The organism is Streptomyces sp. NBC_01298 (assembly GCF_035978755.1).
Taxonomy (GTDB): Bacteria; Actinomycetota; Actinomycetes; order Streptomycetales; family Streptomycetaceae; genus Streptomyces.
Map to the genome: position 1 here is coordinate 8144935 of NZ_CP108414.1, position 23647 is coordinate 8168581.

The following is a 23647-nucleotide window of genomic DNA, read 5'->3' on the forward strand; positions in this document are numbered from 1 at the left end:
GCACGGATGCGGCCTCGGCGGGTGCCGGACCAGCCCGGCGGCACGTCGTCCGGCGACTTGATGCCACCCTGACAACCTGTCGTTCACCGGTGTCGTGTGGAATGGCCGCATGGGGAGAAGCGAGCACCAGATACGCCACGGCGGCCCGGAGCGCCGGCCCGCCGGGATCGACGGGACGACGGGCGCGGTGGGGGTGGCGGTGAACACGCCGCCCGAGCACTGGCGCTACGCCCGGCACCTGGAGTCCCTGGCAGCCGTCTCCGGTCAGCCCGCGGAAGCCGAGGCCGTGGCCGCCGTCCTGTGCGACCCGGACCTGGTGATGGCCGAGAGCGCCGTGGTCACGCACCTCGACCGGCGGGCGGCCGGGCTGCTGGCCGACGAGGCCTTCCCCGCCTGGGCGCAGGCCGTGGGAGCCGCCATCGGCGGCCGCACCTTCGCGGCCCGCAGGCTGCGCGAGTGGACCCTGCTGAAGGCCGTCACCCGCGGCGAGCCCTGGTCCGCGGCGGAGCTCCTCGCCGCCTCCGACTGGTGTCAGGGCACGGCGGCCCGGTCCCTGCACGCGGACGAGGCGCTGCGGCTGCTCGCGGAGGGCGCCCGGACCCGCCGGGTCCGCAACGCGGCGGCGCAGCGACTGCTGCGGCGGGCCGCGGTCGGCGCGTGACTGAGGTTCGTGACCTGAGGTTCGTGACCTGAGGCGCGTGACCTGAGGCGCGTGACCTGAGGTTCGTTACGTGCCGTTGGTGACGCGCCGTTCGTGACGTGCCGCTCGTGATCCGATCGGAGTCCCGGGAACGCACGGGAGGGCCGAAACCGCACCGCGGTCCCGGCCCTCCCGTTCTCTGCGGCCCGCTGCTCGGCGCTACTTCGTGCCGCGCCGCACCCGCGCCGCCGCGCGGGCCTCGGCGGCCTGCCGGGCCTCGATGGTCTTGCGCGACTCCTTGCCCTTGCCGGGTCGCCCGGGCCGGGTGCCGATGCCGCGGAAGCCGAGGTCCGAGCCCGAAGGCCGGCCCTTGGCGTCGGTGGCCGCGGCGCCGGCCAGTGGCACGCCGGAGGGGGCCTTCGCGCCGGTGATGCGGCTCAGCGCGGCCTCGCCGGAGCGCACCTGGGTGATGGTCGGCCGGATCTTGGCGTCGGCCATCAGCCGGACGATGTCCCGCCGCTGGTTCGGGGTGACCAGGGTGACGACCTTGCCGGACTCGCCGGCGCGCGCGGTGCGCCCGCCCCGGTGCAGGTAGTCCTTGCTGTCGGCCGGCGGGTCCACGTTGACCACGAGGTCGAGGTCCTCGATGTGGATGCCGCGGGCGGCGACGTTGGTCGCGACCAGGACGTTCAGCAGGCCGTCCTTGAACTGCCCCAGGGTCCGGGTGCGCTGGGGCTGCGACTTGCCGCTGTGCAGCCCCTCGGCGCGTACGCCCATGGCCCGCAGGTGCTTCACGAACTGGTCGACCCCGTGCTTGGTGTCCAGGAACATCAGCACCCGGCCCTCGCGCGCCGCGATCTCGGTCGCCGCCGAGATCTTGTCGGCGGCGTGGATGTGCAGCACGTGGTGGTCCATCGTGGACACCGAAGCGGACTGCGGGTCCACGGAGTGCCCGACCGGGTCCTTCAGGTACCGCTGGACCAGCTGGTCGACGTTGCGGTCCAGGGTCGCGGAGAACAGCATCCGCTGGCCCGCGTGGTGGCACTGGTCGAGGATCTCGGTGACCTGCGGCATGAAGCCCATGTCGCACATCTGGTCGGCCTCGTCGAGGACGACGATCTTCACGCGTTCCAGGTGCACGTCGCGCCGGCCGATGAGGTCGCTGAGCCGCCCCGGGGTGGCCACCACGATCTCGGCGCCGGTGCGCAGGGCGCCCGTCTGCTTGCCGATCGACAGGCCGCCGACGACCGTGGCCACGCGCAGCTTCAGGGCCTGCGCGTACGGGGCCAGGGCCTCGGTCACCTGCTGCGCCAGCTCGCGGGTCGGTACGAGGACCAGTGCGAGCGGCCGCTTGGGATCGGCCTGCTGCCCCGCCGTCCGGGCGAGCATGGCCAGGCCGAAGGCCAGCGTCTTGCCGGAGCCGGTCCGCCCGCGGCCGAGGATGTCGCGGCCCGCCAGGGAGTTGGGGAGGGTCGCCGCCTGGATGGGGAACGGCTCCGCGACCCCCTGGTCGGCCATCGTCGTCACCAGCTCAGGGGGCAGGCCGAGCTCCGAGAAGGACTCCACCGGCGGCAGCGCCGGCGTGGTCGTCCGGGGCATTGAGTACTCGCCCTGGGGGCCGAGGGTCCGCGGGGTCTTCCCGCCGCCCTTCGCACCGCCCTTCGGGCCTGCCTTCGCTCCGGGCTTGATGCCGAAGCGCCCATGAGGTGACGGGTTCTTCATGCAGAACCTTCCGTGAGACGCGTGTCGAAAATGGTGGGGCGAAATGTTTGGTCAAGATGATCGGGAGTGCGACCCGAACGTCGCCAAAAGGCAAATTTTACCATCGGGCCTACGGGGCCACCGGCCCGAGTTCCCCGGCCCGTACCCGGTCCAGATGGGCCGTGACCTCGGCCGTCGCGCGCCCGAACCAGTCGGCGATGACGGCGACCTCGTCGGGGGTGTACTCGGCGAACACCGCACCGAGCCGGGCGTAGAAGGGCTCGTAGACGGCGAAGATCCGCGCGGCGGCCGCGGGCTCCGCGACCACCCGTACGCGGCGCCGGTCGGCCGGATCGGGCTGCCGGCTCGCGTACCCGGCGCGCTCCAGGCGGTTGAGCACCCCGGTCACCGCGCCGGTGGTGAGGCTGGTCAGCTCGGCGAGGTCGCCCGCGCCGAGCGGGTCCTCCCCGGCGCCCAGGATGTGGCCGAGGCAGGTCAGGTCGGTGACGTTCAGCCCCAGGAGCTGCGCCACCTCCTGCTGGCCGACGATGCCGAGGGCGACGTACCGGTCCATGCGCGTGAGCGCGTCCTGGACCGTGGCCGCGGGGCGGGGCTTGCCCTGCACGCGGTTACTCCTTAGCATCTAAGTTACTTAGCTCGTGAGGTAAATGGCTTTCTCGGTAAGAGAACGCACTTCGAGCCTACTGACCCGACGAACCAGGGGAGAATGATGAGTGCTCACGGCCACGTAGACCTCGGCCACACGGTGGCCGGTTGGACCGGCACCGCGATCGCGCTGGTGGGAAGCGCGGCGGCGGGCGCGGCCCTGTGTGCCTCCTGGACCCCCGGCGTCTGGATCGGCCTCGCGATCGTGGCCGTGGCGGGGCTCGTCACCTGGCTGTTGCACCTCGCCGGCTGGGGCAAGCCGAGCGGGCCCCGCCCGGAGAGCCAGTGGGACTGGCGGGTCCGCGACACCGCCGCCCGCGCAGGTCACGCGGACTGCCTGGGCTGCCGCGTCAGCGGGCCCCGGCGAGCGCTCGCAGCAGCCCCTCGGCCTCGATCCGCCGCGTCGTTGCCCGCTGCGGATAGCACCGCATGAACATCCGGGTGAAGTGTTCCCCGTAGTGGATCACCGACCCGTCCCCGCGGTCCTCACCGGTGTGAGCGAGGGGGCGGATCCGGGCGCCGAAGCGCGGCTCGTGGAAGTAGGCGAGGGCGTACCGCTCCCGGTCGGCCAGCCGCACCCGGTGCGGGGTCGACAGCAGCGCGCCGCCGGTCATGAACTGGAGGATGTCCCCGGGGAACACCGTCAGCACCCGCGCCACGGGCCGTACGGCGCTCCAGCCGGGCCGCTCCTCGGCGAAGCCCGCCGTGCTCTCGCCCGGCAGCCAGTTGCGCGGGCGGTCCTCGCCCGTCACCGGAGGCCGTACGAAGAGACCGCCCACCTCGTCCTGTGCGGCGATCACCAGCAGCCCGTAGTCGGTGTGGGCGCCGATCCCGCGCTCCGCGGTGCGTTCGGCGGCGGGGAAGCGCAGCACCCGCATGTGGTGCCAGCCGCCGCGGGTCAGGCCCGCGAGCCGGTCGACGCCGGCCGGACCGAGGCCGAGCCCGAGGGCCACGAGCCGCAGCAGCCGCTCGCCGAGCCCGCCGACGCCCGCCAAGTAGGCCTCCATGGCCGCGCGGTAGCCGGGGGAGGGCCAGGGGACCGGACCGTGGCAGGGCAGGCCGTCGGCCGCGGCCGCGGGGATGTCGGGGGTGATGGTGAAGATCTCCGAGGCGTCCGGCCGCCCGTCCGTCACCTCCTCGCCCGAGGCGATGTACCCGCTGTACGAGGTGTCGTTGACGTACGCGGCCTTCTCCGCCGCGGGCCGGGCGAAGAAGCGCCGGCTCGCCGCCAGCGCGGCCCGCGTACGGGCCTCCTGCCGTCCGTCGACGGCCACTTGGAAGATCCCGTCGCGCTGCCAGGCGCGGACCATCGCCCCGCCGAGCATGATGTCCGCCGTCGTTCCCGTGATCCGAGCCGGCACCCGGAACGTCGCGAGCTCGCCCATGTCCGTCCCCTCTCGAAGACTCCTTCGGAGCGCCCCGCCGAGAGCCCTTCCAAGGGCCCCTGCGAAGGCCTGCTCCCCCGTTTCACGGACGGGCCGGAGAAAAGTTCGAATATCCGGAAGCACCCCGGTTGGCCGCGCTTGGCGTGTGCTCGGGCCGATCAATGGGCAGGATCGGGTCCGGCCGCGTGTGCGGCCGGTGGAACGTTGTGAAGGATCAGTACAGATGGCAACTGGCATCGTGAAGTGGTTCAACTCGGAGAAGGGGTTCGGCTTCATCCAGCAGGACGACGGTGGCCCCGACGTGTTCGTGCACTTCTCCGCAATCCAGACCACCGGCTTCAAGGAGCTGGCGGAAGGCGCGAAGGTCGAGTACGACGTGACGCAGGGGCCGAAGGGACCCCAGGCGGAGCAGGTGGTCGCCATCGGGTAGCACCACTTCACGCGCCCGGCCCGTGACGTGAGCCCCGCCGGATCTTCCGGCGGGGCTCACGCACGTCCGGGGCGGGCGGGTAGCGTGGGCCGGATGATGACCGGCACGCCGGACACCCGGCTGATCGTGCTGCGCGGCAATTCCGCCGCGGGCAAGTCCTCCGTGGCGGAGGGCATTCGAGACCGCCACGGCCGGGGCCTCGCGCTCGTGGGCCAGGACACCCTGCGCCGCGTCGTCCTGCGCGAGCCGGACACGCCCGGCGCGGCGAACATCGGACTCATCGGCAGCGTGGCGCGCTACGCGCTGGACCACGGCTTCCACGTGATCGTCGAGGGGATCCTCTACGCCGACCGCTACGGCCCCATGCTCGACGCCCTGCGCCGGGCCCACCGCGGGCCGACCCACTTCTACTACCTCGACGTGCCGTTCGAGGAGACCCTGCGGCGGCACGCGGGCACACCGCGGGCGGCCGACTACGGCGAGGCGGAGCTGCGCGAGTGGTACCGGCCGCTCGACCTGCTGCCGGGCGACTGGGAGAGCGTCATCGAGGCGGAGCACTCGCTGGAGGACACCGTCACCCGGGTCATGGCCGAGACCGGGCTGGCGGCCGAACACGGCTGAACCGCCGCGGACATCACCCCGCCCGGTGCAGGGCGACGAGGAGCTGCCAGATCCGGTCCGCCAGCGCGGCCGGGTCCGTCAGGTCGGCGGGCAGGTCGCCGTGCAGCCAGTCCGCGAGCACGGCGGTGAAGGTGGCGGCCACGGCCGAAGCCACCAGCTCGGGGCGCGGGGCGCCCACCGCGGCGCGTTCGGCCCGGCTGCGCTCGCGCAGCTCCCGGTACAGGCGTTCGCCGAGCGGGCCGCCGCCACCAGGCAGGAGCAGGGTGCGGTAGAGCGGTGCCCGGTCGGCGGCGCCGCCCAGGAAGGCGGCCAGCGCGGCCGGGGGGCGGGCCGGGGGAAGCGCCGACGGATCCGTCTGCCAGGCGTGCAGGGCGTCGACCGCCGCGTGCACGACGTCGGCGCAGGCGTCCACCGCGAGCGCGGTGAGGTCCTCGTAGTGCAGGTAGAACGTGGCCCGGCCGACGCCCGCCCTGCGGACCACCGCCGAGACGCTGACCTCGCCGAGCGGCCCGTCCGCGCACTCCGCGAGGAGGCTCTCGCGCAGCCGGGCCTTGGTGCGGGCGGTGCGCGGGTCGGTGCGGGAGGTCATCCGGCGAGCAGGGCCGCGCCCAGGGCGAGGGCGCCGGGCAGGGCCTGGGCGACGAGGATGCGGCGGTTGGCGGTCGCGGCCCCGTACACCCCGGCGACGATCACGCAGACGAGGAAGAAGATCTGCGTGGCGAGCGAGTCGATGACGAGCGACCAGACCAGGCCCGCGGCGAGGAACCCGTTGTAGAGGCCCTGGTTCGCGGCGAGCGGGGCGGTCAGGCGGGCCGTGTCGGCGTCGAAGCCGGACAGGGCGCGGCCGGGCGGCCGCTGCCACAGGAACATCTCCAGGACCAGGAAGTACGCGTGCAGTGCGGCGACGAGGCCGATGAGGATCGCTGCGACCGTGTGCACGGCCACCTCCCGGAGGGGTCGGGGTGAGCGGAGGGTGGTCCCACCGACTTCCTGGACGACTGTACAGGAACTTTCTGGGCAGGTGTACAGGAAGTCAGGTAGCGGCCGGGGCTCCGCGGCGCGGCTACGCTGACCGCATGACTGCGCACGTATATGAAGACTTCGCCCCCGGCACTCACCGCGAGGCCACGCTGATCCGGCACGCGCTCGGCAGCGTGCACGAAGAGGCCCTGGTCGCGGGCCTGGCGGGCGGTATCGGCTTCATGTACTTCGTGTTCGAGTACGCCGGCCGGCCGCCGATGCCGACGATCGTCGCCCAGGCCCACCCGGACCCCTGGGTCCAGGTCGCCCTCGGCCGCCTGCGCATCCCGTACGAGGCCACGCGCAGCGCCAAGCCCCGCTGGAACCGGGTCGAGGCGGCCCTCGACGCCGGGGCGCCGGTGTTCTGCACCGTCGACCGGTCCGCCCTGCCGTGGCACGGCCCCGCGCCGATGGCCGAGCTGGCCGCCGCCGATCCGTACGTGGTGGCCGTCGTCGGCTACGACGGGGACACCTTCCAGGTCGACGACCCGGCGGCCGGTCTGGACGGCGCCGGAGCCCCGTACGCGATCGGCCGCGAGGAGTTCGGCGCGGCCTGGTCCGGGCACAAGAAGGGCCGCCACCAGATGGTGGTGACCACCGGAAAGCCCGCGGGCGAACCCGACCTGGACGCGGCGATCGCCGCCACGGTCTCCCGCCTCACCGGACCGGTCCTCGGCAACCACTTCGACGTCAACTTCGGCTTCTCCGGCATGGAGAGGTTCGCCGCGCAGCTGCGCGACACCAGCACCAAGACGGGCTGGGAGCGCCGCTTCGCCACCCCCGAGGCCCTCGCCGTGGGCACGCGGCGGCTGTACGCGTGTCTGGAGGAGGAGTGGACCGCCCCGGGTGCCACCCGGCCGCTGTACGCGGACTTCCTCGACCTCGCCGGGCACGGCGGGGCGGCCGCGCTCTTCCGCGACTCCGGGCGGCAGTGGTCACGGCTCGCCGAGCTGGCCCGTACGGCCGACCCCGAAGCGGACGCCGCGGGACGGCGGGAGCTCTTCGACGCCTGCGCCGGGCTCGTGGACGACGCCCTGGTGCTGGAGCGGCGGGCGGTCGCGTCGCTGCCGCAGCCGGCGCCCTCCGAGTAACGGCGGCGCGGGGGCGCGGCGGCGCGGGGGTGCGAGGGCGCGTCAAAGGTGGAGTCGCTCAATTTTTGACGCGGTGAAACCTCGGGGCGTACGGTGGACAAATCGTCCCCGAGCACCCCTAAGGCCCTGTACCGCGCATGGAAATGACCCTCGTCTCGATCGTCGGCGTCAGCAGCATCGTCGCCGTCGCCGCCTTCTCGAAGCGGCTCGGCCTCGCGGCCCCGCTGAGCCTGGTGGTCGTCGGCATCGCCCTCAGCTTCGTACCGGGCGTGCCGGCGCTCGCCGTCGAGCCGGAGTGGGTCCTCGCGGGCGTGCTGCCACCACTGCTCTACTCCACGGCCGTGAACATGCCCGCGTCCGACTTCCGCCGCAACATCAAGGCGATCAGCGGTCTCGCGGTGCTGCTCGTGGCCGTCACCACCCTCGGTGCGGGCTGGCTCTTCCACTGGCTCATGCCCGGCCTCGGCTGGCCCGCCGCCTTCGCCCTCGGCGCCGTGGTCAGCCCCACCGACGCGGTCGCCGCGACCTCCATGGGCAAACAGCTCGGGCTTCCGTCACGGCTGCTGACCATGCTGGAGGGCGAGGGGCTCGTCAACGACGCCTCCGCGCTGGTCCTGCTGCGCTCCGCGATCGCGGCCATGGCCGGAACGGTCTCCCTGGCCGGGGTCGCCGGGAACTTCCTCTTCTCCGTGGCCCTGGCCACCGCCGTCGGCCTCGTCGTGGGCCTCGTCAACGTGCGGGTCCGTGCGCTGCTCAAGGACAGCCTGCTGAACACCGCGATCTCCTTCGTCGTACCGTTCGTCGCCTTCCTTCCGGCCGAGGAGTTCCACGCCTCCGGTGTCCTCGCGGTGGTCGTCGCGGGGCTGGTCACCGGCCACCAGGCCCCGCGCTTCCTCAGCGCCCAGGACCGGCTGGCCGAGGCCATGAACTGGCGCACCCTCGCCTTCCTGCTCGAAAGCGCGATCTTCCTCCTGATGGGACTCGGCCTCAAGGGCCTCCTCGACGAGGTCGCCGCGGACGGGCTCAGCGCCTGGCGCGCCCTGTTCATCGGCCTCGCGGCAGCCGCGCTGGTGATCGTGGCGCGCATGGTGTTCGTCGCCCCGCTCATCGCCTCGCTGCGCAAGGACGCGCAGCGGGCCGCCGCGAGCAAGCCGCGGCTCGACTGGCTGATGGACCGGCTCGGAGCCCCGGAGTCCGAGCAGCCGGCCAATCCGCTGCGCCCCCGCAGGGAGCTGACGCCCCGCCGCAGGGAGCAGATGAAGGAACGCGTCACCCGGGCCTCGGCCGACGTCGACTTCAAGGTCAACGAGAGCCTCGGCTGGCGCAGCGGCGTGGCCCTGGCCTGGGCCGGGATGCGCGGGGCGATCACGGTCGCCGCGGCCCAGACCCTGCCCGAGGACACCCCGTACCGCCCCCAGTTGCTGCTCATCGCCTTCGTGGTCGCCACCACGACCCTGTTGCTCCAGGGCCTGACCCTGCCCGCCGTCATCCGGTCGGTGAAGATCTCCGGCGACGACCCGGTCCGCTTCCAGGAGGAGTACCGGAGGCTGCTGGAAGAGGTCGCCGAGGCCGGCCGGGCCGTACTGGAGGAGCCCGGCCTCGTACGGGGCGACGGCAGTCCGTACGCGCCGGAGGTCCTCGCGAAGGTCCGCGAGGACGCCCGGCTGGACCGGAAGGACGAGGCCGCCGCCGTCCCCGCGATCGACGGAGCCCGTGAGCAGTACGTGGACCTGCGGCTCGGCGTGATCGCGGCCTCGCGGGACGCCGTGCTGGCCGCCCGCTCGACCGGGGTCTACAGCTCGCAGGCCATCAACCAGGCACAGCGGGGGCTGGACCTGGACGAGGCCATGTTCCAGAGGCTCAGCGCCACCGCCGGGCACTGAACCACGCCGCAGGGCACTGAACCGACGCCGCCGGGCACTGAACCGCCGCCGGAGGGACTTCTCGAACTCCGGCGGCTCTCGCTCAGGCCCCTTCGACCTTGATCGCCGACACCGGGCAGGCCCGGGCGGCCTCCCGCAGCAGCGGGCTGCCGGCGCCGTCCTCGCGCCCCGGCAGCAGGGCGCCGAAGCCGTCCTCGTCCTGGGTGAACACGGCCGGGGCGGTCAGGGCGCACTGCCCGGCCCCGATGCACCGGTCCGTGTCCACGGAGACCCGGGTCACCCGGCTCACCACGTCACGGGGAGTTCGAGCATGCCCTGGACGGTGTCCCCGGGCTTGAAGGGGATCCGGTCCGGATCCGCCGCCAGCCGCAGGCCGGGGAGCCGTTCGAAGAGGGTGCCGAGCGCGATCTCCATCTCGGCGCGGGCCAGGTTCTGGCCCAGACACTGGTGGATGCCGAAGCCGAAGGCCAGATGGTGCCGGGTCGGCCGGTGCCAGTCCAGGGTGTCGGGCTCCGCGAAGACGCTCTCGTCGCGGTTGATCACGGAGGTGGAGAAGATCACCCCGTCATCGGCGCGGACCGTCACCCCGCCGATCTCGATGTCCTCGGCCGCCACCCGGAGCATGCCGTCCGCGATCGACAGGAACCGCATCAGCTCCTCCACCGCCGCCGGCAGCAGCGACGGATCGGCGCGCAGCTCGTCCAGCTGCTCGGGGTGGCTGAGCAGGGTGAACGTGCCCAGCGAGATCATGTTGGCCGTGGTCTCGTGCCCCGCGACGAGCAGGATCGCGGCCAGCGAGACCAACTCCTCCACATCGGTCTCGCCGGTCTCCAGCCGCCGCGCGATCAGCTCGTCCAGGAGCCCCTCGCCCGGATGCCCGCGCTTGTGGCCGATCAGCTCGCGCAGATAGCCGTCCAGCTGTTCCCGGGCGTCCTCGACATCGGCGAGTTCGGGGCCGCGCAGCAGCCGCCGGGACCGGCTCTCGAAGAACTCGTGGTCCGCGTACGGGACTCCGAGCAGGGCGCAGATCACCATCGACGGCACCGGCAGGGCGAAGGCGCCGACCAGTTCCGCGCCGGGCCCGGCTGCGAGCATCCCGTCGATCAGCCGGTCCACGGTCTCCTGGATCCGGGGGCGCAGGGCCGCCGTGCGCCCCAGCGAGAAGCTCGGGATCAGCATCCGGCGCTGGGTGTTGTGGACGGGGTCGTCGACGCCGAGCAGGGCGGCGCGCCGGTTGCTCAGGCCTTTGAACCGCCTGGTGGGGGCGGGGAAGGAGAGGTTCTGCCGGTCGGCGGAGAGCCGGCCGTCGGAGAGCAGGGCGCGCGCCTCGGCGTGCCCGGAGACCACCCACACGGAGCGGCCGTCGAAGAGGGTGACCCGGGAGAGCGGCCGGCCCGTCCGCAGCGGTTCGTAGGCCGCCGGCGGGTGGTAGGGACAGGTTCGGTCCTGGGGGAAGGCAATGGTCTTCTCGGACATGCAGCACCTCGCACGCGATGGTTCCGTTTCGCCGGAATCCATTACATGCCTCAGGCACCTATCCGATCCATGTGACTTTCGGCCAGATCGCGTACCTTCGCCCGGACGGCTCAGAGGTGAGCGTCGAGGAACGCTCGGAGCCCCTCCGCCGTCATCGGCCCCGCCTGCGTCGCCACCGGCTCGCCGCCCGTGATGAGCACGGCCGTCGGGGCGCCCGTCACCTCGTACCGCTTGGTCTGCGTGGGGCAGCGGGTGATGTCCACACGCACCGCCGTCAGCCGGGTCCCGTACTCCTGCGCCAGTGCGGCGACGGCCGAGTCCATCGCGCGGCACGGCTCCAGGGCCTTGGGCCAGCTGCCGCAGAAGTAGGCGAGCACCGGCCCGTCCGTCATGCCGAGGATGAAGTCGAACTCCTGGTCCTCCAGTGGCTGGTGTACCCGACGTGCCATGGGTGGTGCTCCGCTTCGTGTGCCGTGCGATCCGAACGGCTCCCATCATCGCCGCTCGGGCCCGTTGTCAGTGCCGTCTGTGAAGCTGACCGGTATGGACGACAGGATGCTCCGGCGCCGGGTCTACGGCGCCGATCACGACGACCCCGACCCGGGTCCGCTCCCGGGGCACGCCTACGGAGAGCTCGTGGGCGGGCCCCTCGACGGGCTGCTGCTCGACATCACGGGCTGGAGCGGACCGCAGCTCGCCGAGGAGGCCCGGCTCCCGACGGAGATAGGGCGCTACGGGTCCGGGGGCCGGGCCCACTACCGCCGCCGCGCGTCCGATCCCGGTCACTGGGACTGGACGGGCGACAGTCGCTGACGGCGGGACGGCGGGACGGCGGGACGGCGGGACGGCGGGAGGCTTAGGCACGCCTTCAGCGTGCCCTCAGCCCGCCGCGTTCCGGCCGACCTTGCGGGCCCACAGCACCAGCGGGACCTGGAGCGGCAGTCGGCCCAGGGCCACGGCCCGCAGGGCGGGGGAGCGGTGGCGGGCGTCGGCGGCCATCTTGACGTTCGCGGGGAACACGCCGACGAAGTACGCCGCCGTGGCCAGTGCCGCGACCTTGCGGGTGCGCGGGTGGGCGACCCCGGCCGCGAGCGCGAGCTCCGCCGCGCCGCTGGCGTACGTCCACCGGCGCGGGCTGCCGGGCAGCGAGCGCGGCACGATCGCGTCGAACTGCTTGGGCGCGACGGCGTGCGCCACCGCCGCGCCGGCCAGCAGACCGGCGAGCAGGAGCGGCGAGGAAGGCATGCGCGGCATCGGGGAATCCTCTCGGAGGGGCCTGGGCCCGGCGATCCTACTCGCCGGTAGCTCCGGTGGGGGCGGCGATCGGAATCCGCGCTGCCGCGCGCGTCCCAAAAGTCGCCGAAGATTTTTCCGGGAAGCTGTCGATCCCGGCGTCTCCCGTTCGACGCAGGGGTGAGAGGCGGGGAACGGCCCCGTCCTCCACCACCGAGGAGTCACCATGCCGCGCTTCCTTTCGCTCATCCGCATCGACGAGCAGAGCCTCACCCCCGACACCCCCTTCCCGGCCGACTTCAACGACCGCATGGGCGCCCTGATGGAGGAGATCACCAAGGCCGGGGTCATGCTCGACACCGCCGGTCTGCTCCCCACCTCCGAAGGGACCCGCATCACCTGGTCCGGCGGGAAGCTCAGCTACACCGACGGGCCCTTCACCGAGACCAAGGAGGTCGTCGGCGGGTACGCCCTCATGCAGTGCAAGGACAAGGACGAGGCGCTGGAGTGGACCAAGCGCTTCCTGGAGATCCACCCGGAGAACTGGACGGTCGGCGCAGAGCTCCGCCAGCTCGACGGAAGCTGACGGCGCGGCGCGGCGCCACGCCGGGCATCTCGCGCCCCGTTTGCCTCGCGCCCCGTTTGCCCTGCCTCGTCACGGCTGCTCTGATGGGTGGCCGTGACGGCAGTGAGTACGACCCGAGCGGTCGAAGCGGTGTTCAGGATCGAGTCCGCGCGGATCATCGCGGGCGTCGCCCGGATCGTGCGCGACGTCGGCATCGCCGAGGAGATCACCCAGGACGCGCTGGTCGCGGCGCTGGAGCAGTGGCCGGTATCTGGCGTGCCCGACAAACCGGGGGCCTGGCTGATGGCCACCGCCAAGCACCGGGCCATCGACCTCGTCCGCCGCAAGGAGACCTACGCGCGCAAGCTCGCCGAAGTGGGCCGCACCCTGGAGGACGTTCCGCCGCCGGAGCAGGAGGCCGAGCTCGCCGATCCCGAATCCATCGACGACGACCTGCTGCGGCTGATCTTCACCGCCTGCCACCCGGTCCTCGCCACCGAGGCCCGGATCGCACTGACCCTGCGGCTGATGGGCGGCCTGACCACCCAGGAGATCGCTCGCGCCTTCCTCTGCCCCGAACCGACCGTCGCCCAGCGCATCGTCCGCGCGAAGCGGGCGCTCGCGAAGGCCGCGGTGCCCTTCGAGGTCCCGTACGGGACCGACCGAGAAGAGCGCCTCGCCTCCGTGCTGGAGGTCATCTACCTCGTCTTCAACGAGGGCTACTCCGCGACCGCCGGCGACGACCTCGTCCGCCCCGCCCTGTGCGAGGACGCCCTGCGCCTCGCCCGGGTCCTGGCCGGGCTGATGCCCAAGGAGCCCGAGGTGCACGGCCTGGCGGCGCTGCTGGAGTTCCAGGCCTCGCGCATCGCCACCCGCACCGGCCCGGACGGGGAGCCGGTGCTGCTCGCCGACCAGAACCGGTCCAAGTGGAACCGCCTGCTGATCCGGCGCGGGGTCGAGGCCCTGCACCGGGCGGGCACCGGCCCCTACTCCCTCCAGGCGGCCATCGCCGGCTGTCACGCCGACGCCGTCCGCTACGAGGACACCGACTGGCCCACGATCGCCGCCCTGTACGGACGGCTCGTCCTGCTGATCCCGTCACCGGTGATCGAGCTCAACCGGGCCGTCGCCGTCTCGATGGCCGAGGGCCCGGCGGCGGCGCTGCCCCTGGTCGACGCCCTGACGGCGGAACCTGCCCTGCGCTCCTACCATTTGCTGCCGAGCGTACGGGGAGACCTGCTGGAGCGGCTCGGCCGCCCGGCGGAGGCCCGCGCGGAGTTCGAACGCGCCGCCTCGCTCACCCGCAACGCCCGGGAGCAGGCCCTGCTGCGCGCCCGCGCGGCCCGCCTCTGAGATCCGCCGCCGGGCGGCGCCGCCGGGAGCCGCGGCCCGGGATCAGCCGCGGCCCGGGATCAGCCGCGGCGGGCGAACGCCGCCACGTCGAGCGGGGTCCGCTCCGCCCGGCGCGGCGGGGTCAGCGCGATGGGTCGGCGCAGCGATCCGTGGCGGGCGATCTCCCGGACCGTCTCGCGCAGGGCCTCCAGGAAACCGTCCATGGTGCGGCGGGCGGCGGGGGTGTCCGAGTAGATGGAGTTCATGTGCAGCCCCTCCGCGTCCCGCTGGAACCAGGAGCAGGCGCCGTTGGCCTGGGCCGACCACACGTGGGAGGTGGGCCGCCAGTCCTCGTGGCGCTCGGCGCCCGGGACCTTGCGCATGTCGATGTACGAGAAGAAGTTCACCGGGTACGGCCAGGAACGGGCCGCGAACTCGCGGGGTGCGAGCAGCTCCCAGGCGCGCACGAAGGGGACGTCGATGTGGCCGATCATCTCGTTGAAGCCGGCCCGTACCGAGGACATGACCTGCTCGAAGTCCCGGCCCGGCGAGGCGTCGAACTCGATGGGCATGGTGTTGACGAACCAGCCCACCGAGTCGCCCCACCCGGCCCGGCCGCGCTCGCTCACCGGCATGAACCCCCGGTAGACGCCCGGCCCGCCGGCTTCGCGCAGACAGACCGCGACGGCGGCGAGCACGCCCATGAACGGCTTGCCGCCCACCTCCAGGCAGGCCTTCTCGAAGACCTCCGCCTCCGCGGCGTCCAGCAGCGGTGAGGCCTCGTTCACGATCGAGTACATCCGGCCGGGCTCCACGCCGAGTTCGAGCGGGAAGCGCGGGAAGAACTCCCCGCCGCCGCTCGCCATGAACTCCTTCCAGTAGTCGAGCCGTTCGTCGTCCGCGTCGATGGAGAGGTACCGGCCGCGCTGCTCCTCGGCGAAGTCGAGATAGCTCGGCGCGGGCGCCGCATCGGGCAACTCGCCGCGACACAGGGCCTCGTAGCCCCTCTCGACCTCCTGGACCACGATCGGCATCGACATGCCGTCACAGACGATGTGGTCGAAGGCGAGGTAGACGGTCGCCGACTCCTCGCGCAGGACGGCGCCCATCGTGAACAGCGGCCAGGACAGCGTGTCGATGCTCCGCTTGAACCGCTCCACGAGGAACCCGGTCAGCTCCTCGGTGCGGTCGAACTCGGCGACCCGGACGGTGTCCAGGGCCAGTTCGGCGGCCGGGATCGGCGCGCACGCCAACTCCCCGGCCAGGCGCCGGAACTCGCAGCGCAGCACCTCGTGGCGGCGTACGAACGCCAGCAGGGACCCGGTCAGGGCGTCCTCGTCCAGCGGGCCCCTGACCTCGAAGGTGACGGCGATCCAGGACGCGGTCGGGTCGTCGGCCGCGCGGCTCTCCTCGGCGACGGTGAAGTGCTTGTCCTGGTTGAAGGAGGCCCTCCTGTCCGCCGTGCCGTCGGCGCCGTCCGGGCCCGGGGACTGTGCCCCGGCCGTGGACCGCAACCGCCACTCGACGACCCGGCCGGGTGCCATGTGGTGCATCTCCAGAGGAAACTGCCGCATTCCGTCATCCCTTCGACCCCCGAGTCAACCCCGAGCGCCTAACGACACCCGGGCCACGGAAGTGACGCGCGCCGGGGAGTTCACCGAAGGCGGCGCAGGAGCGCGCGCAGACCCCTCGGTCGCGGGGCGGCGTCTTCGACCGGGGGTCCGAGCCTTTCGGGGAGACCGGGGTCGTCCGGTCCGATGCCCTGCTCGACGGCGTCCGCGAGGCGGGTCAGGAACGAGCGGAACTCGGCCTCGTCGTACGGGCGCCATCCCGGATACGGCTCGAACGCCGAGGCGAGCGGCTCGTCGGAGGCGACTGCCGCCCGCAGGCCCGCCGCCTGTCGGCGCAGGGGTTCGTCACTGATGGGGCTCACGCGCAGGGCGACGGCGTAGGCCCGGACCAGATCGTCGTCGAGCGCCGAACCGTCGCTGTGGAACATCGCGTTGTACAGAACTCCGTTGACCAGACAGGTCACCCACGGTTCGACCGCCATCACAAACCCCTCTCTCTCCCGGCCCGCACTCTGGCAGACTCGGCCCAATGACCACCGGTCCCCGGACCCGGAACGGCTGCGGCCCCTGCTCTCCCTCCTCGCCCCCGGCCGGTACACGATGACCGCCGCCGCGGCCCCGCACCCGCTGCGCGTGGTCCACCCGCGCGCCGAGCACGTCGAGAGCTGGTACGCGCACGAGGCGGCCTGGACACGGCGCACGGGCTGAACGGGGATCCGGGGAGGCCGGACCGGGATCCCGGGGCGTCTCAGCCCGCGGCGGACTCCCGCACGCCGTCGTCGCCGTCCGCCGGCGTGGCGGCCGCGTCGTCCGGGCGCAGCTCGATGTGGTCCGCCGCCAGGTCCACCGCCACCCGGTGTTCCATGCCCAGGGCCTCCAGGAACTTCTGCGGGAGCTGCACGCGACCCGTGCGGTCGAGCATCACGTACTCGCGCTCGCTCACCGACTCGGCCCCGTGCTCGTCGGTGATCGTACGGCGCAGCACCTCGCTGCTGGTGCGGCCGTCGCGCATCGCCACCGTACGCCGCACCTCGCCCGCGACGAGCGGGTCGTGGGTGACGATGACCACGGTCGCGCCCAGTTCCCGGTTGACGGTGCGGAAGGCCTCGAATATCGCCCCGCCCGTCTCCGAGTCCAGCTCGCCCGTCGGCTCGTCGGCGAGCAGCACCGCCGGATCGTTCGCCATCGCCACCGCGATGGCCACGCGCTGCTGCTGGCCGCCGGAGAGCTGGGCGGGCCGTCGGTTCGCCAGCTCGCCGATCTCCAGCGCTTCGAGGAGCTCGGCGGTCCGGACCGCGTGGCGTTTGGCGGCCGCCCGCCGCCCGCCCTTCAGCTGCATCGGCAGGGCGATGTTCTGCGCCGTCGTCAGGAAGGGCAGCAGATTGCGGGCCGTCTGCTGCCAGACGAAGCCGACCGCCTCGCGCCGGTAGCGCAGCCGGTCGCGCGCCGACATCTCCAGCAGGTCGTAGCCGCCGACGCTGGCGGTGCCGGCCGTGGGCACGTCCAGCCCCGCGAGGATGTTCAGGAGCGTGGACTTTCCGCTGCCGGACGCGCCGACCAGGGCCATCAGGTCGCCCTGCGCCACGGTCAGTTCCAGTCCTTGCAGGGCCTGTACCTCGACCCCGTCCGTACTGAAGATCCGGACCAGGCGGTCGCAGGCGATGGCCGTGTCCGCGCCGTGCCGGCGGGGCTCGGCGGCGGCCAGGGCCTGCCTCCGGAGCTCCTCGTAGGTGGGCTGATCGCTGTTCACCGCTGGTCTCCCGCTCTCAACTCGGTCGTGATCTGTCGCCTGCCGGAGATCGCCGCCTCCGCGAGCACGGCCCCCGCGACGAGGGCGGCCAGGCCCAGTGCCTGGGTCAGTACGGGCCTGACGAGGACGGGCACACCGGCCGGCACCTGGGTGCCGACCAGCGTCGACAGGTCCACGGCCGGGCCCAGCAGGGCGACGGCGCCCACCGCGAGCAGTCCGCCGCCGATCGCGGCGGCCAGGGCCAGGGGCACCGACTCCACCAGGATCAGCTGGACCCCCTGCCGGGGGCGCAGCCCCATGGTGCGCAGCCGGGCGAGCAGCGCGGCCCGGTCGGGGGCGGCCCTGACCAGGGTCAGCAGGACCGCCAGCAGTGCGAAGCCCGCGGCTCCGGCGAGCGAGGCCCAGAACAGCCGCTCGGCGGAGCGCTGGAGCGGGTCGGAGCCCAGTTCGGCGGCCGCGGCGGAGCTGGTGCGGACGCGGTAGCGCTCGGCGCCGCCCGCCGGGTCCGCGGTGCGGACCACCTGTTCCAGCCGGTGCTGGTCGACCGCGCCGAGCGCCAACCAGGTGTTGGGCAGCCCCATCTGCGGTATGGCGGCCAGCACTTGGGGGGCGGGCAGCACCACGGTGGTGTACTTGGCGCCGGGCCGGGCGGGGGTGCCGGTGACCACTCCGACGACCGAGAGCTTCAGCGCACCGCCGTTTTCGAGCCTCAGCTGGAAGCCGGAGGTGTCGTCGTCGGCGAGGTCCCGGCTGATCAGCGCGGGCACCGAGGTGCCCGAGGTGCCCGCGGCGCCGGGTGCCAGGAGCGCCGGATCGAACCGGGCGGTCCCGGCCGCCGCCGACAGTTGCGCGTACTCCTCCGGGTCCGCGACGACCACGGAGATCTGGGTGCTGCCCGTTTTGGTGCCGTAGAGGAACACGTTGTCGTCCGTCCACACCTTCACGGAGGACCGTACGCCGGGCAGCGCGGCCGCCGCCGACGTCAGGGCGTCCGGGAGCGTGCCACCGGGCGCCGTGAGCTGCGCGTCGCCGCCGACGGCCGCGCGCGCCGCCTCGAAGCGGGCATCGGCCACCGCGGTCAGCACCGTGGCGCCGAAGCCGCCGGTGGTGACGGCCAGCAGCATCGCGATCAGCGGCAGTACGGACGGACGCGCCCGGCCCCCGGTGCCCCGCGCGGCGCGCGCCAGCCCGAGGAAGCCGAGCAGCCCCGGCCCCCGCCCGGCGGCCCGGGCCAGAGCCCCGACCAGGGCGGGCTGGAGCCGGGCCAGCAGCAGGCCGCCGCAGAGCGCGAGCAGCAGCGGGGCGGCGATCAGCAGCGGGTCCACGCCGGCGCCGGCCGGGGCGACCCCGCGCGAGCGGACCTCGAACACGGCGGCCGCGGTGGCCGCCAGCACGAGGAGCTCGGCGACCAGCCGCCGCCGGGGGCCCGGCGGGCGCTTCGGCGACAGCAGCACGAAGGCCCGTACGGGCACGGCCAGCAGGGCCAGGAGCGTGGCGGCCGAAGCGGCCAGCACCGTGCCCTGCGAGCGGGGCGTGGGCAGCAGGAGCACGGCGAGCGCCGTCGCGAGCGCGGCGGCGGGCAGGACGGTGACGGCGTTCTCCGCGAGCAGCCGGCGCACGATGCCCGCGCGGGAACCGCCGCGGGCCAGCAGCAGCCGCAGTTCGGACTCCCGCCGGTCCCCGGTGAGCCCGGCGGCCAGGCAGAACACCACGAACGCCACTCCGGCCACCCCGGCCGGGCCCATCGCCGCGAGCGGCGCGGCGGCCTGGCGCCGGGCCTCGGCGAGGGCGAACTGCTCTGGCAGGTGGGAGGCGACGCGCAGATCGTCGCGGTGGGTTTCCTGGGTGAGGCGCGCGGCGGTCGGGCCGGTCACGTACGAGGCGACGGCCTTGGCGGTGGCCGGGAGCTGGTCGGCCCGCAGCGATCCGGTGTCCACCGGGATCCGCCAGAAGTCCTTGGTGTTCGCCTCGCCCCAATAGGTGAGTCGGCCGAGTGCCTCCGCGGCGACGAGGGCGTCGGTGCTCCAGAACGCAGCCGGGGGCTGGGTCGTGGTCATGGAGAGGCAGGCGCGGAGGAGGCAGGTGAGGTCGGTCCAGTAGTCCTCGGCGTCGTCGTTCGGGGCGTACAGACCGACGACCTCGGCCTTCATCGTGGTCAGGTCCTGGCCGGTGGCGGTCTCCAGCACCATGCCGACCCGGATCCGGAGGGTCTTCGCCGCGCTCTGCGACAGCGCGACGGGTACCGGACTGCCGGGCGCGGTGGCGGGCGCGCCCGGCCAGTGTCCTTCCACCAGGCGGACGTGCTCGGAGGCCGTGCGCAGGTGGTAGAGACTCATCTGGGGCGGGACCCCGTCGGGGGCGGTCAGGCCGGGGTTGACCAGCGGCCGGGGACCCGCGGCGGACCCGTGGACGGGGCCGGCGGGGGCGACGGCGAAGCCCGGGGCGGTACGGGAGACCAGGGTCGCCAGTACCTCGTCCAGGTTCTGCGCGCTCTCCTCCCCGTAACGCGGGCGCGCGGTGACGTTCAGGCTGGTCTGGCTCGGCCCGCGCGACTCCAGGAAGGACCGCAGCGCCTGGTCGGTGCCCCGGTCCATGGCCCGCGGCAGGGCCGCCGCGAGCAGGACGGCGACGAAGGCCAGGGCCGCGCCGAGCAGGGCGCTCAGCGGGGTCGCGCGCAGCCGGGTCCGCACCCAGGGCGCGGGCGGGGGCACGGCGCGCGGAGCGGACCCCCGCGGTGCGCGCGGTCCGGTCCCGTCCGGGGCGCGCCGGTCGGCGTCGGTCGCGGCCGGCCCGGTCATATGTCCTCCACGTGCCGCAGCCGGTCGGCCGGCTTCGAGCGGTTCTGATTGCGCCGGCCGCCGAACATCGCGGACAGCAGCGGTACGGCGGCGATGGCGGCGGCGAGCAGCAGGGTCCGCACCGCGGGCAGGTCCACCAGCACCGCGGGCTCCGGGCGGCCGGCGGCCGGGGTGAGCACGGTCAGCGGTACGACGAGGTGGACGATGACCACGCCCAGCCCCACCCCGACCGTGGTGCCGAGCCCCACCAGCAGAGAGCTCTCGGCGGTGGCCGTCCGGGCCAGGTCCCGCCGCCGGGCACCCAGCGCCATCAGCACCGAGAACTCCCGGGAGCGCTCCCGGGCGGCGGCCGCGGCGGAGGCGGCGAAGCCGATCGCCGCGAGCACCGCGCAGGCCACCGCCAGGGCGGCCAGCGCCCCCTGCGGGCCCGCGCTGAGCGGATCGTCCAGCAGGGTCGCGGCCACCTCATCGCGCAGCCGTATCTGCTGGGAGCCGGCGCCGGAGCGAAGCTGCGCGGCGGCGCGGGCCGGCGCCGGGTCGTCGGCGGAGGCGGCCGGCAGCCACCATTCGCCGGGCGTCGGCAGCTCCCGGCCGCCTGCCGCGAGCAGTCGGGCGGCGGTGTCCAGGTCCACGGCGATGGCGGTGTCGCCGGCCACGGGCAGGGCGCCGATCGCGGCGGTGATCCGGACCGGGAGGGTGACGTCGTCCAGCTTGACCGGCACCAGATCGCCGACGGCCGCGCCGATCGAGGACAGGTACGCCCGGGTGGCGATCCCGGGAATCCCGGCGGCCGGAGCGGGCCCCGTCGTCAGGTTGGCCTGGACCCCTCCGCGTTCACCGGAACCGTCCCGGTAGCGCAGCTTGACCAGGGCCGGGCCACCCGGCGCGGTCCCGGAGCCCGCGAGCAGTTCGGTGGCGGGGGAGCCGTCGTTGAGCGGCGGGGCCGACAGCTTCCAGTCCGGTGCGGGCACCGTGACCGGCGCCGCCGCGCCGTCCCTGGTCTGCGCGACCGCGAGGCCGCGTACGGTCAGCTCGTCGAAGATCTTGACCGTCTCGCCGGGCTTCTCCGAAGTGGGCCCGGCGTCCGGATCGACACCGGGGAGCGGTCCCTCCCGGTCGTACGAGAACACGAGCCCGGCCACGCTCAGCGGGGTGGCGGCCGACCCGATGGGGGCGCCGAGCATCCCGCCGAGGTGCACCGACACGGTGGCGTCACCGCTCTCCGGGAGCTGCACCATCGCGGCCCGGTAGGTGATGCCGAAGCGGTCGCGCAGCAGCAGCCCGAGGCCGGGGCGGCCGCCCGCGCCGGTGGAGCGTACGGAGACGGAGAGGTCGATGCGCTGGGGCCGGCCGGGGAGGGGGATGCCGGTGGCGGATGTGGAGTTGGGTGTGGAGGCGGCCCCGGAGGCGGAGGTCAGGGGGGCGAACAGCTCGCGCACGCTGCGGCCGTCGCGCAGGTCGGCCCGCAGGGCGAGCCGGTCGGCGGCGGCCGCCGCGTCCAGTGCCATCACCTGGCCGGTGCGCCCGCCCGGCAGGTCCTGTTGGGCACGGAGCACCGGCAGGACGCGCTCCCCGCCGGGCAGCGCCGCGTACCTGCCGCCCCGGCCCAGCGAGGGAACGTCGCTCCCGGATATCAGCAGGCCCCCGGCGGTGGTGAAATCGGCCTGGTCACGCTGGGACGCGGACCAGGCGGTGTGCTGGCCCAGCGCCAGGACCCCGCTGGAGACGGCGAGTACGAGCAGCAGCACCGGCCCCGTGGCCCGTCCGGGCCGGCGGGCCAACTGCCAGCCGACCAGCGCCGGACCCAGCCCCCGGCCCCGGGCGGCGATCCGCGCGCCGAGTCGCGCCCCGAAGGGCAGCAGCCGCAGCACGAGCAGGGTTCCCGCGCACAGCGCCAGCGTCGGGGCGGCGACCAGGACCGGGTCCACGCCGAACAGCCCGTCGGACCGCGAGGCCGGGCCGGAGCCGCCCGCGCCGTAGCGGGAGAGCTGCTCGTAGGCGAGTACGGCCAGGGCCACCAGCGCCAGGTCCGCGCCGGATCGCGCGGCGCCGGCGACGAGGGCCTGGCGGCGGCCGGTCCGGTGCAGGGCGGCCGAGGCGGCGCCCCGCAGGACGACCGGGACGGTGGTCAGCACGACGCAGCCGAGGGCGCAGCCCGCGGCGACGGGCCAGAGCAGCCAGCTCCGGGTGACCGTGAACGGGACGTGCGCCAGCGAGCCGTAGCCGCCGAGCAGACGCAGCAGCGGCGGGGTCAGCAGGGGCGCGAGAAGGGCCGCGGGCAGCGCCAGCAGCAGCGACTGGGCCGCGGTGAGGACACCGAGCCGACCGCGGGAGGCGCCGCGTGCGGCGAGCAGGGAGCGCTCCCCCTCCTGCCGCTCCGTCAGCAGGTGCGAGACGAGCAGTAGCGCGGCCCCGGCGAGCACGGCCAGTTGCAGCGCGCCGACCAGCAGGGTGGAGCGGGCGACGGTCAGGCCCGACCGCAACTCGCCGAGCAGCGCCGGAAGCTCGGTCGCCGGGGCGAGCCCGGACTTGCCTTGGAGTTCCTTCAGGGCGCCGGCGGCCCGGCCGCGGACGGCCTCGGCCCCGGCCGCGTCCACGGTGGAGAAGTCGGCGGTGAGGAGCACGGCACGGCTGTCCTGGATCAGTCCGCCCGTGGTGAAGGCGGAGTCGTCCACCATCAGCGGCCCGTAAGTGGCGAATCCGGCGACCTGGAGACCGCGCGCACCGAGCGGATCGAGCCGCCAGTACGGGGCGTCCGGGTCGGCCGCCCGGTAGACGCCGGTCACCAGCACGCTCAACGGGGAGCCGCCGTACCGGTCGTCGAGCCGCACCCGCGCGGGGAGCGCTCCCTCGGTCAGCCCGAGCCGGTCCAGTGCCGCCTTCGGCACGGCCACGGGAACGGGGGTCCGATCAGAGAGCGCTCCCGCGACGGGTTGCGGCCAGGTGCCCGCCAGAAGGCGTACGCGGTCCTTGGCGAAGGCCGCCAGCAGGGTCAGATCGGCGTCCTTGCCGGGGGTGTGCGGGCCCGGCAGCCCGAACGAACGGCTGCGCGCCACGCTCTCGGCGCCGGTCGGGAGGGGGCCGAACAGCCCGCGCGCGAAGCCCCGTACCGCCTCGTCGTCCTTGGCTCGATCGGCCGCTGCGTGGGACCCGGTGACCAGTACCGTGCCGCGTGCGAGACCGGGCCCCGCGAGGGCCTGGCGCAGCCCGGCGTCGCCGACTCCGCGGGTGAAGGCGAAGAGTGCGGTGAGCACGGTCGTGGTGATCAAAACGGTCAGCAGTACGGCGGCTGCGAGCGGCAATCGCCCGCGCAGCCGGCGCACGACGAAGCCGAGCATGTGCCTGTTCCTCCCCCGCACCGGACTGGTGAGCCCGGATACCGGACGATGCTGCCAGATTCGAACAATGAACGGAAGGGACTTGCGTGAGTAGTGCAACGGATGAACAAATCGTGGGGGCGGGACCGAAAGAACGCCGTTCTCGGC

At 73.9% G+C, this 23647-nt stretch carries 23 protein-coding genes; 9 read left to right on the forward strand and 14 right to left on the reverse strand.

All coding sequences use genetic code 11. The features are described 5' to 3' along the window. Positions 1-109 precede the first annotated feature (109 nt). Complete coding sequence (locus OG730_RS37210; RefSeq protein ID WP_327308401.1) at positions 110-661, forward strand: hypothetical protein; 552 nt, start codon at positions 110-112, stop codon at positions 659-661. A gap of 198 nt (positions 662-859) precedes the next feature. On the opposite strand, the gene OG730_RS37215 is transcribed toward OG730_RS37210, so the two are convergent. Together OG730_RS37215 and OG730_RS37220 are read right to left on the reverse strand one after the other, a co-directional pair. Beyond that, entirely contained in the window at positions 860-2362 is a 1503-nt protein-coding gene (locus OG730_RS37215) for a DEAD/DEAH box helicase (RefSeq protein ID WP_442815141.1), read from the reverse strand. A gap of 109 nt (positions 2363-2471) precedes the next feature. Then, on the reverse strand, positions 2472-2966 hold the full coding sequence (locus tag OG730_RS37220; RefSeq protein WP_327308402.1) for a MarR family transcriptional regulator: 495 nt from the start codon (positions 2964-2966) through the stop codon (positions 2472-2474). Between the two features lie 105 nt (positions 2967-3071). Here OG730_RS37220 and OG730_RS37225 point away from each other — a divergent pair, with 105 nt between their 5' ends. Continuing rightward, positions 3072-3440 carry an HGxxPAAW family protein gene (locus tag OG730_RS37225; RefSeq protein WP_327308403.1) on the forward strand — a complete coding sequence of 123 codons (369 nt, stop codon included), beginning with the start codon at positions 3072-3074 and terminating at the stop codon, positions 3438-3440. Here the strand turns inward: OG730_RS37225 and OG730_RS37230 are convergent. Further along, a complete protein-coding gene (locus OG730_RS37230) occupies positions 3358-4392 on the reverse strand; it encodes a 2-oxoglutarate and iron-dependent oxygenase domain-containing protein (protein ID WP_327308404.1) in 1035 nt (344 codons plus the stop codon). The genes OG730_RS37225 and OG730_RS37230 overlap by 83 nt on opposite strands. A gap of 223 nt (positions 4393-4615) precedes the next feature. Here OG730_RS37230 and OG730_RS37235 point away from each other — a divergent pair, with 223 nt between their 5' ends. Next, positions 4616-4822 carry a cold-shock protein gene (locus OG730_RS37235; RefSeq protein ID WP_112449244.1) on the forward strand — a complete coding sequence of 69 codons (207 nt, stop codon included), beginning with the start codon at positions 4616-4618 and terminating at the stop codon, positions 4820-4822. Between the two features lie 96 nt (positions 4823-4918). Then, on the forward strand, positions 4919-5443 hold the full coding sequence (locus tag OG730_RS37240; RefSeq protein ID WP_327309573.1) for an AAA family ATPase: 525 nt from the start codon (positions 4919-4921) through the stop codon (positions 5441-5443). A 13-nt stretch (positions 5444-5456) separates the two neighbouring features. Here OG730_RS37240 and OG730_RS37245 read toward each other — a convergent pair whose 3' ends face one another. Then, complete coding sequence (locus OG730_RS37245) at positions 5457-6032, reverse strand: TetR/AcrR family transcriptional regulator (RefSeq protein ID WP_327308405.1); 576 nt, start codon at positions 6030-6032, stop codon at positions 5457-5459. Further along, positions 6029-6382 (reverse strand): DUF1304 domain-containing protein, encoded by a 354-nt coding sequence (locus OG730_RS37250; RefSeq protein ID WP_327308407.1) that lies wholly within the window; start codon positions 6380-6382, stop codon positions 6029-6031. The genes OG730_RS37245 and OG730_RS37250 overlap by 4 nt, the downstream gene beginning before the upstream one ends. Before the next feature lie 137 nt (positions 6383-6519). Between OG730_RS37250 and OG730_RS37255 the strand changes: the two genes are divergently transcribed. Together OG730_RS37255 and OG730_RS37260 are read left to right on the forward strand one after the other, a co-directional pair. Further along, positions 6520-7554, forward strand: coding sequence for a BtrH N-terminal domain-containing protein (locus OG730_RS37255; RefSeq protein ID WP_327308408.1), 1035 nt, complete (start codon positions 6520-6522; stop codon positions 7552-7554). 137 nt (positions 7555-7691) lie between these two features. Beyond that, complete coding sequence (locus tag OG730_RS37260) at positions 7692-9437, forward strand: cation:proton antiporter (protein WP_327308409.1); 1746 nt, start codon at positions 7692-7694, stop codon at positions 9435-9437. Between the two features lie 82 nt (positions 9438-9519). On the opposite strand, the gene OG730_RS37265 is transcribed toward OG730_RS37260, so the two are convergent. From OG730_RS37265 to OG730_RS37275, 3 genes are all read right to left on the reverse strand, one after another. Continuing rightward, a complete protein-coding gene (locus tag OG730_RS37265; protein WP_442815142.1) occupies positions 9520-9726 on the reverse strand; it encodes a ferredoxin in 207 nt (68 codons plus the stop codon). Continuing rightward, positions 9723-10913 (reverse strand): cytochrome P450, encoded by a 1191-nt coding sequence (locus OG730_RS37270; RefSeq protein ID WP_327308410.1) that lies wholly within the window; start codon positions 10911-10913, stop codon positions 9723-9725. The genes OG730_RS37265 and OG730_RS37270 overlap by 4 nt, the downstream gene beginning before the upstream one ends. Before the next feature lie 110 nt (positions 10914-11023). Beyond that, entirely contained in the window at positions 11024-11362 is a 339-nt protein-coding gene (locus OG730_RS37275; RefSeq protein WP_327308411.1) for a thioredoxin family protein, read from the reverse strand. Between the two features lie 94 nt (positions 11363-11456). On the opposite strand from OG730_RS37275, the gene OG730_RS37280 reads away from it, so the two are divergent. Beyond that, positions 11457-11726: a hypothetical protein gene (locus tag OG730_RS37280; protein ID WP_327308412.1), complete on the forward strand. Its 270-nt coding sequence runs from the start codon at positions 11457-11459 to the stop codon at positions 11724-11726. A 66-nt stretch (positions 11727-11792) separates the two neighbouring features. Here the strand turns inward: OG730_RS37280 and OG730_RS37285 are convergent, their stop codons facing one another. Beyond that, complete coding sequence (locus OG730_RS37285; protein ID WP_327308413.1) at positions 11793-12167, reverse strand: DoxX family protein; 375 nt, start codon at positions 12165-12167, stop codon at positions 11793-11795. A gap of 205 nt (positions 12168-12372) precedes the next feature. Here OG730_RS37285 and OG730_RS37290 point away from each other — a divergent pair, with 205 nt between their 5' ends. Together OG730_RS37290 and OG730_RS37295 are read left to right on the forward strand one after the other, a co-directional pair. Beyond that, on the forward strand, positions 12373-12732 hold the full coding sequence (locus OG730_RS37290) for a YciI family protein (RefSeq protein ID WP_327308414.1): 360 nt from the start codon (positions 12373-12375) through the stop codon (positions 12730-12732). A gap of 102 nt (positions 12733-12834) precedes the next feature. Further along, the gene (locus tag OG730_RS37295) at positions 12835-14064 is read left to right on the forward strand and encodes an RNA polymerase sigma factor (protein ID WP_327308415.1); all 1230 of its coding nucleotides are present in this window, start codon (positions 12835-12837) and stop codon (positions 14062-14064) included. A gap of 59 nt (positions 14065-14123) precedes the next feature. Here the strand turns inward: OG730_RS37295 and OG730_RS37300 are convergent, their stop codons facing one another. The 5 genes from OG730_RS37300 to OG730_RS37320 form a co-directional block, all read right to left on the reverse strand. After that, complete coding sequence (locus OG730_RS37300; protein ID WP_327308416.1) at positions 14124-15617, reverse strand: condensation domain-containing protein; 1494 nt, start codon at positions 15615-15617, stop codon at positions 14124-14126. 80 nt (positions 15618-15697) lie between these two features. Beyond that, entirely contained in the window at positions 15698-16096 is a 399-nt protein-coding gene (locus OG730_RS37305; RefSeq protein WP_327308417.1) for a hypothetical protein, read from the reverse strand. A 266-nt stretch (positions 16097-16362) separates the two neighbouring features. Continuing rightward, entirely contained in the window at positions 16363-17364 is a 1002-nt protein-coding gene (locus OG730_RS37310) for an ABC transporter ATP-binding protein (protein ID WP_327308418.1), read from the reverse strand. Beyond that, positions 17361-20162 carry an ABC transporter permease family protein gene (locus OG730_RS37315; RefSeq protein ID WP_327308419.1) on the reverse strand — a complete coding sequence of 934 codons (2802 nt, stop codon included), beginning with the start codon at positions 20160-20162 and terminating at the stop codon, positions 17361-17363. Before OG730_RS37315 ends, OG730_RS37310 begins: the two co-directional genes overlap by 4 nt. After that, on the reverse strand, positions 20159-23500 hold the full coding sequence (locus OG730_RS37320; RefSeq protein ID WP_327308420.1) for an FtsX-like permease family protein: 3342 nt from the start codon (positions 23498-23500) through the stop codon (positions 20159-20161). The genes OG730_RS37315 and OG730_RS37320 overlap by 4 nt, the downstream gene beginning before the upstream one ends. Between the last annotated feature and the right edge of the window lie 147 nt (positions 23501-23647).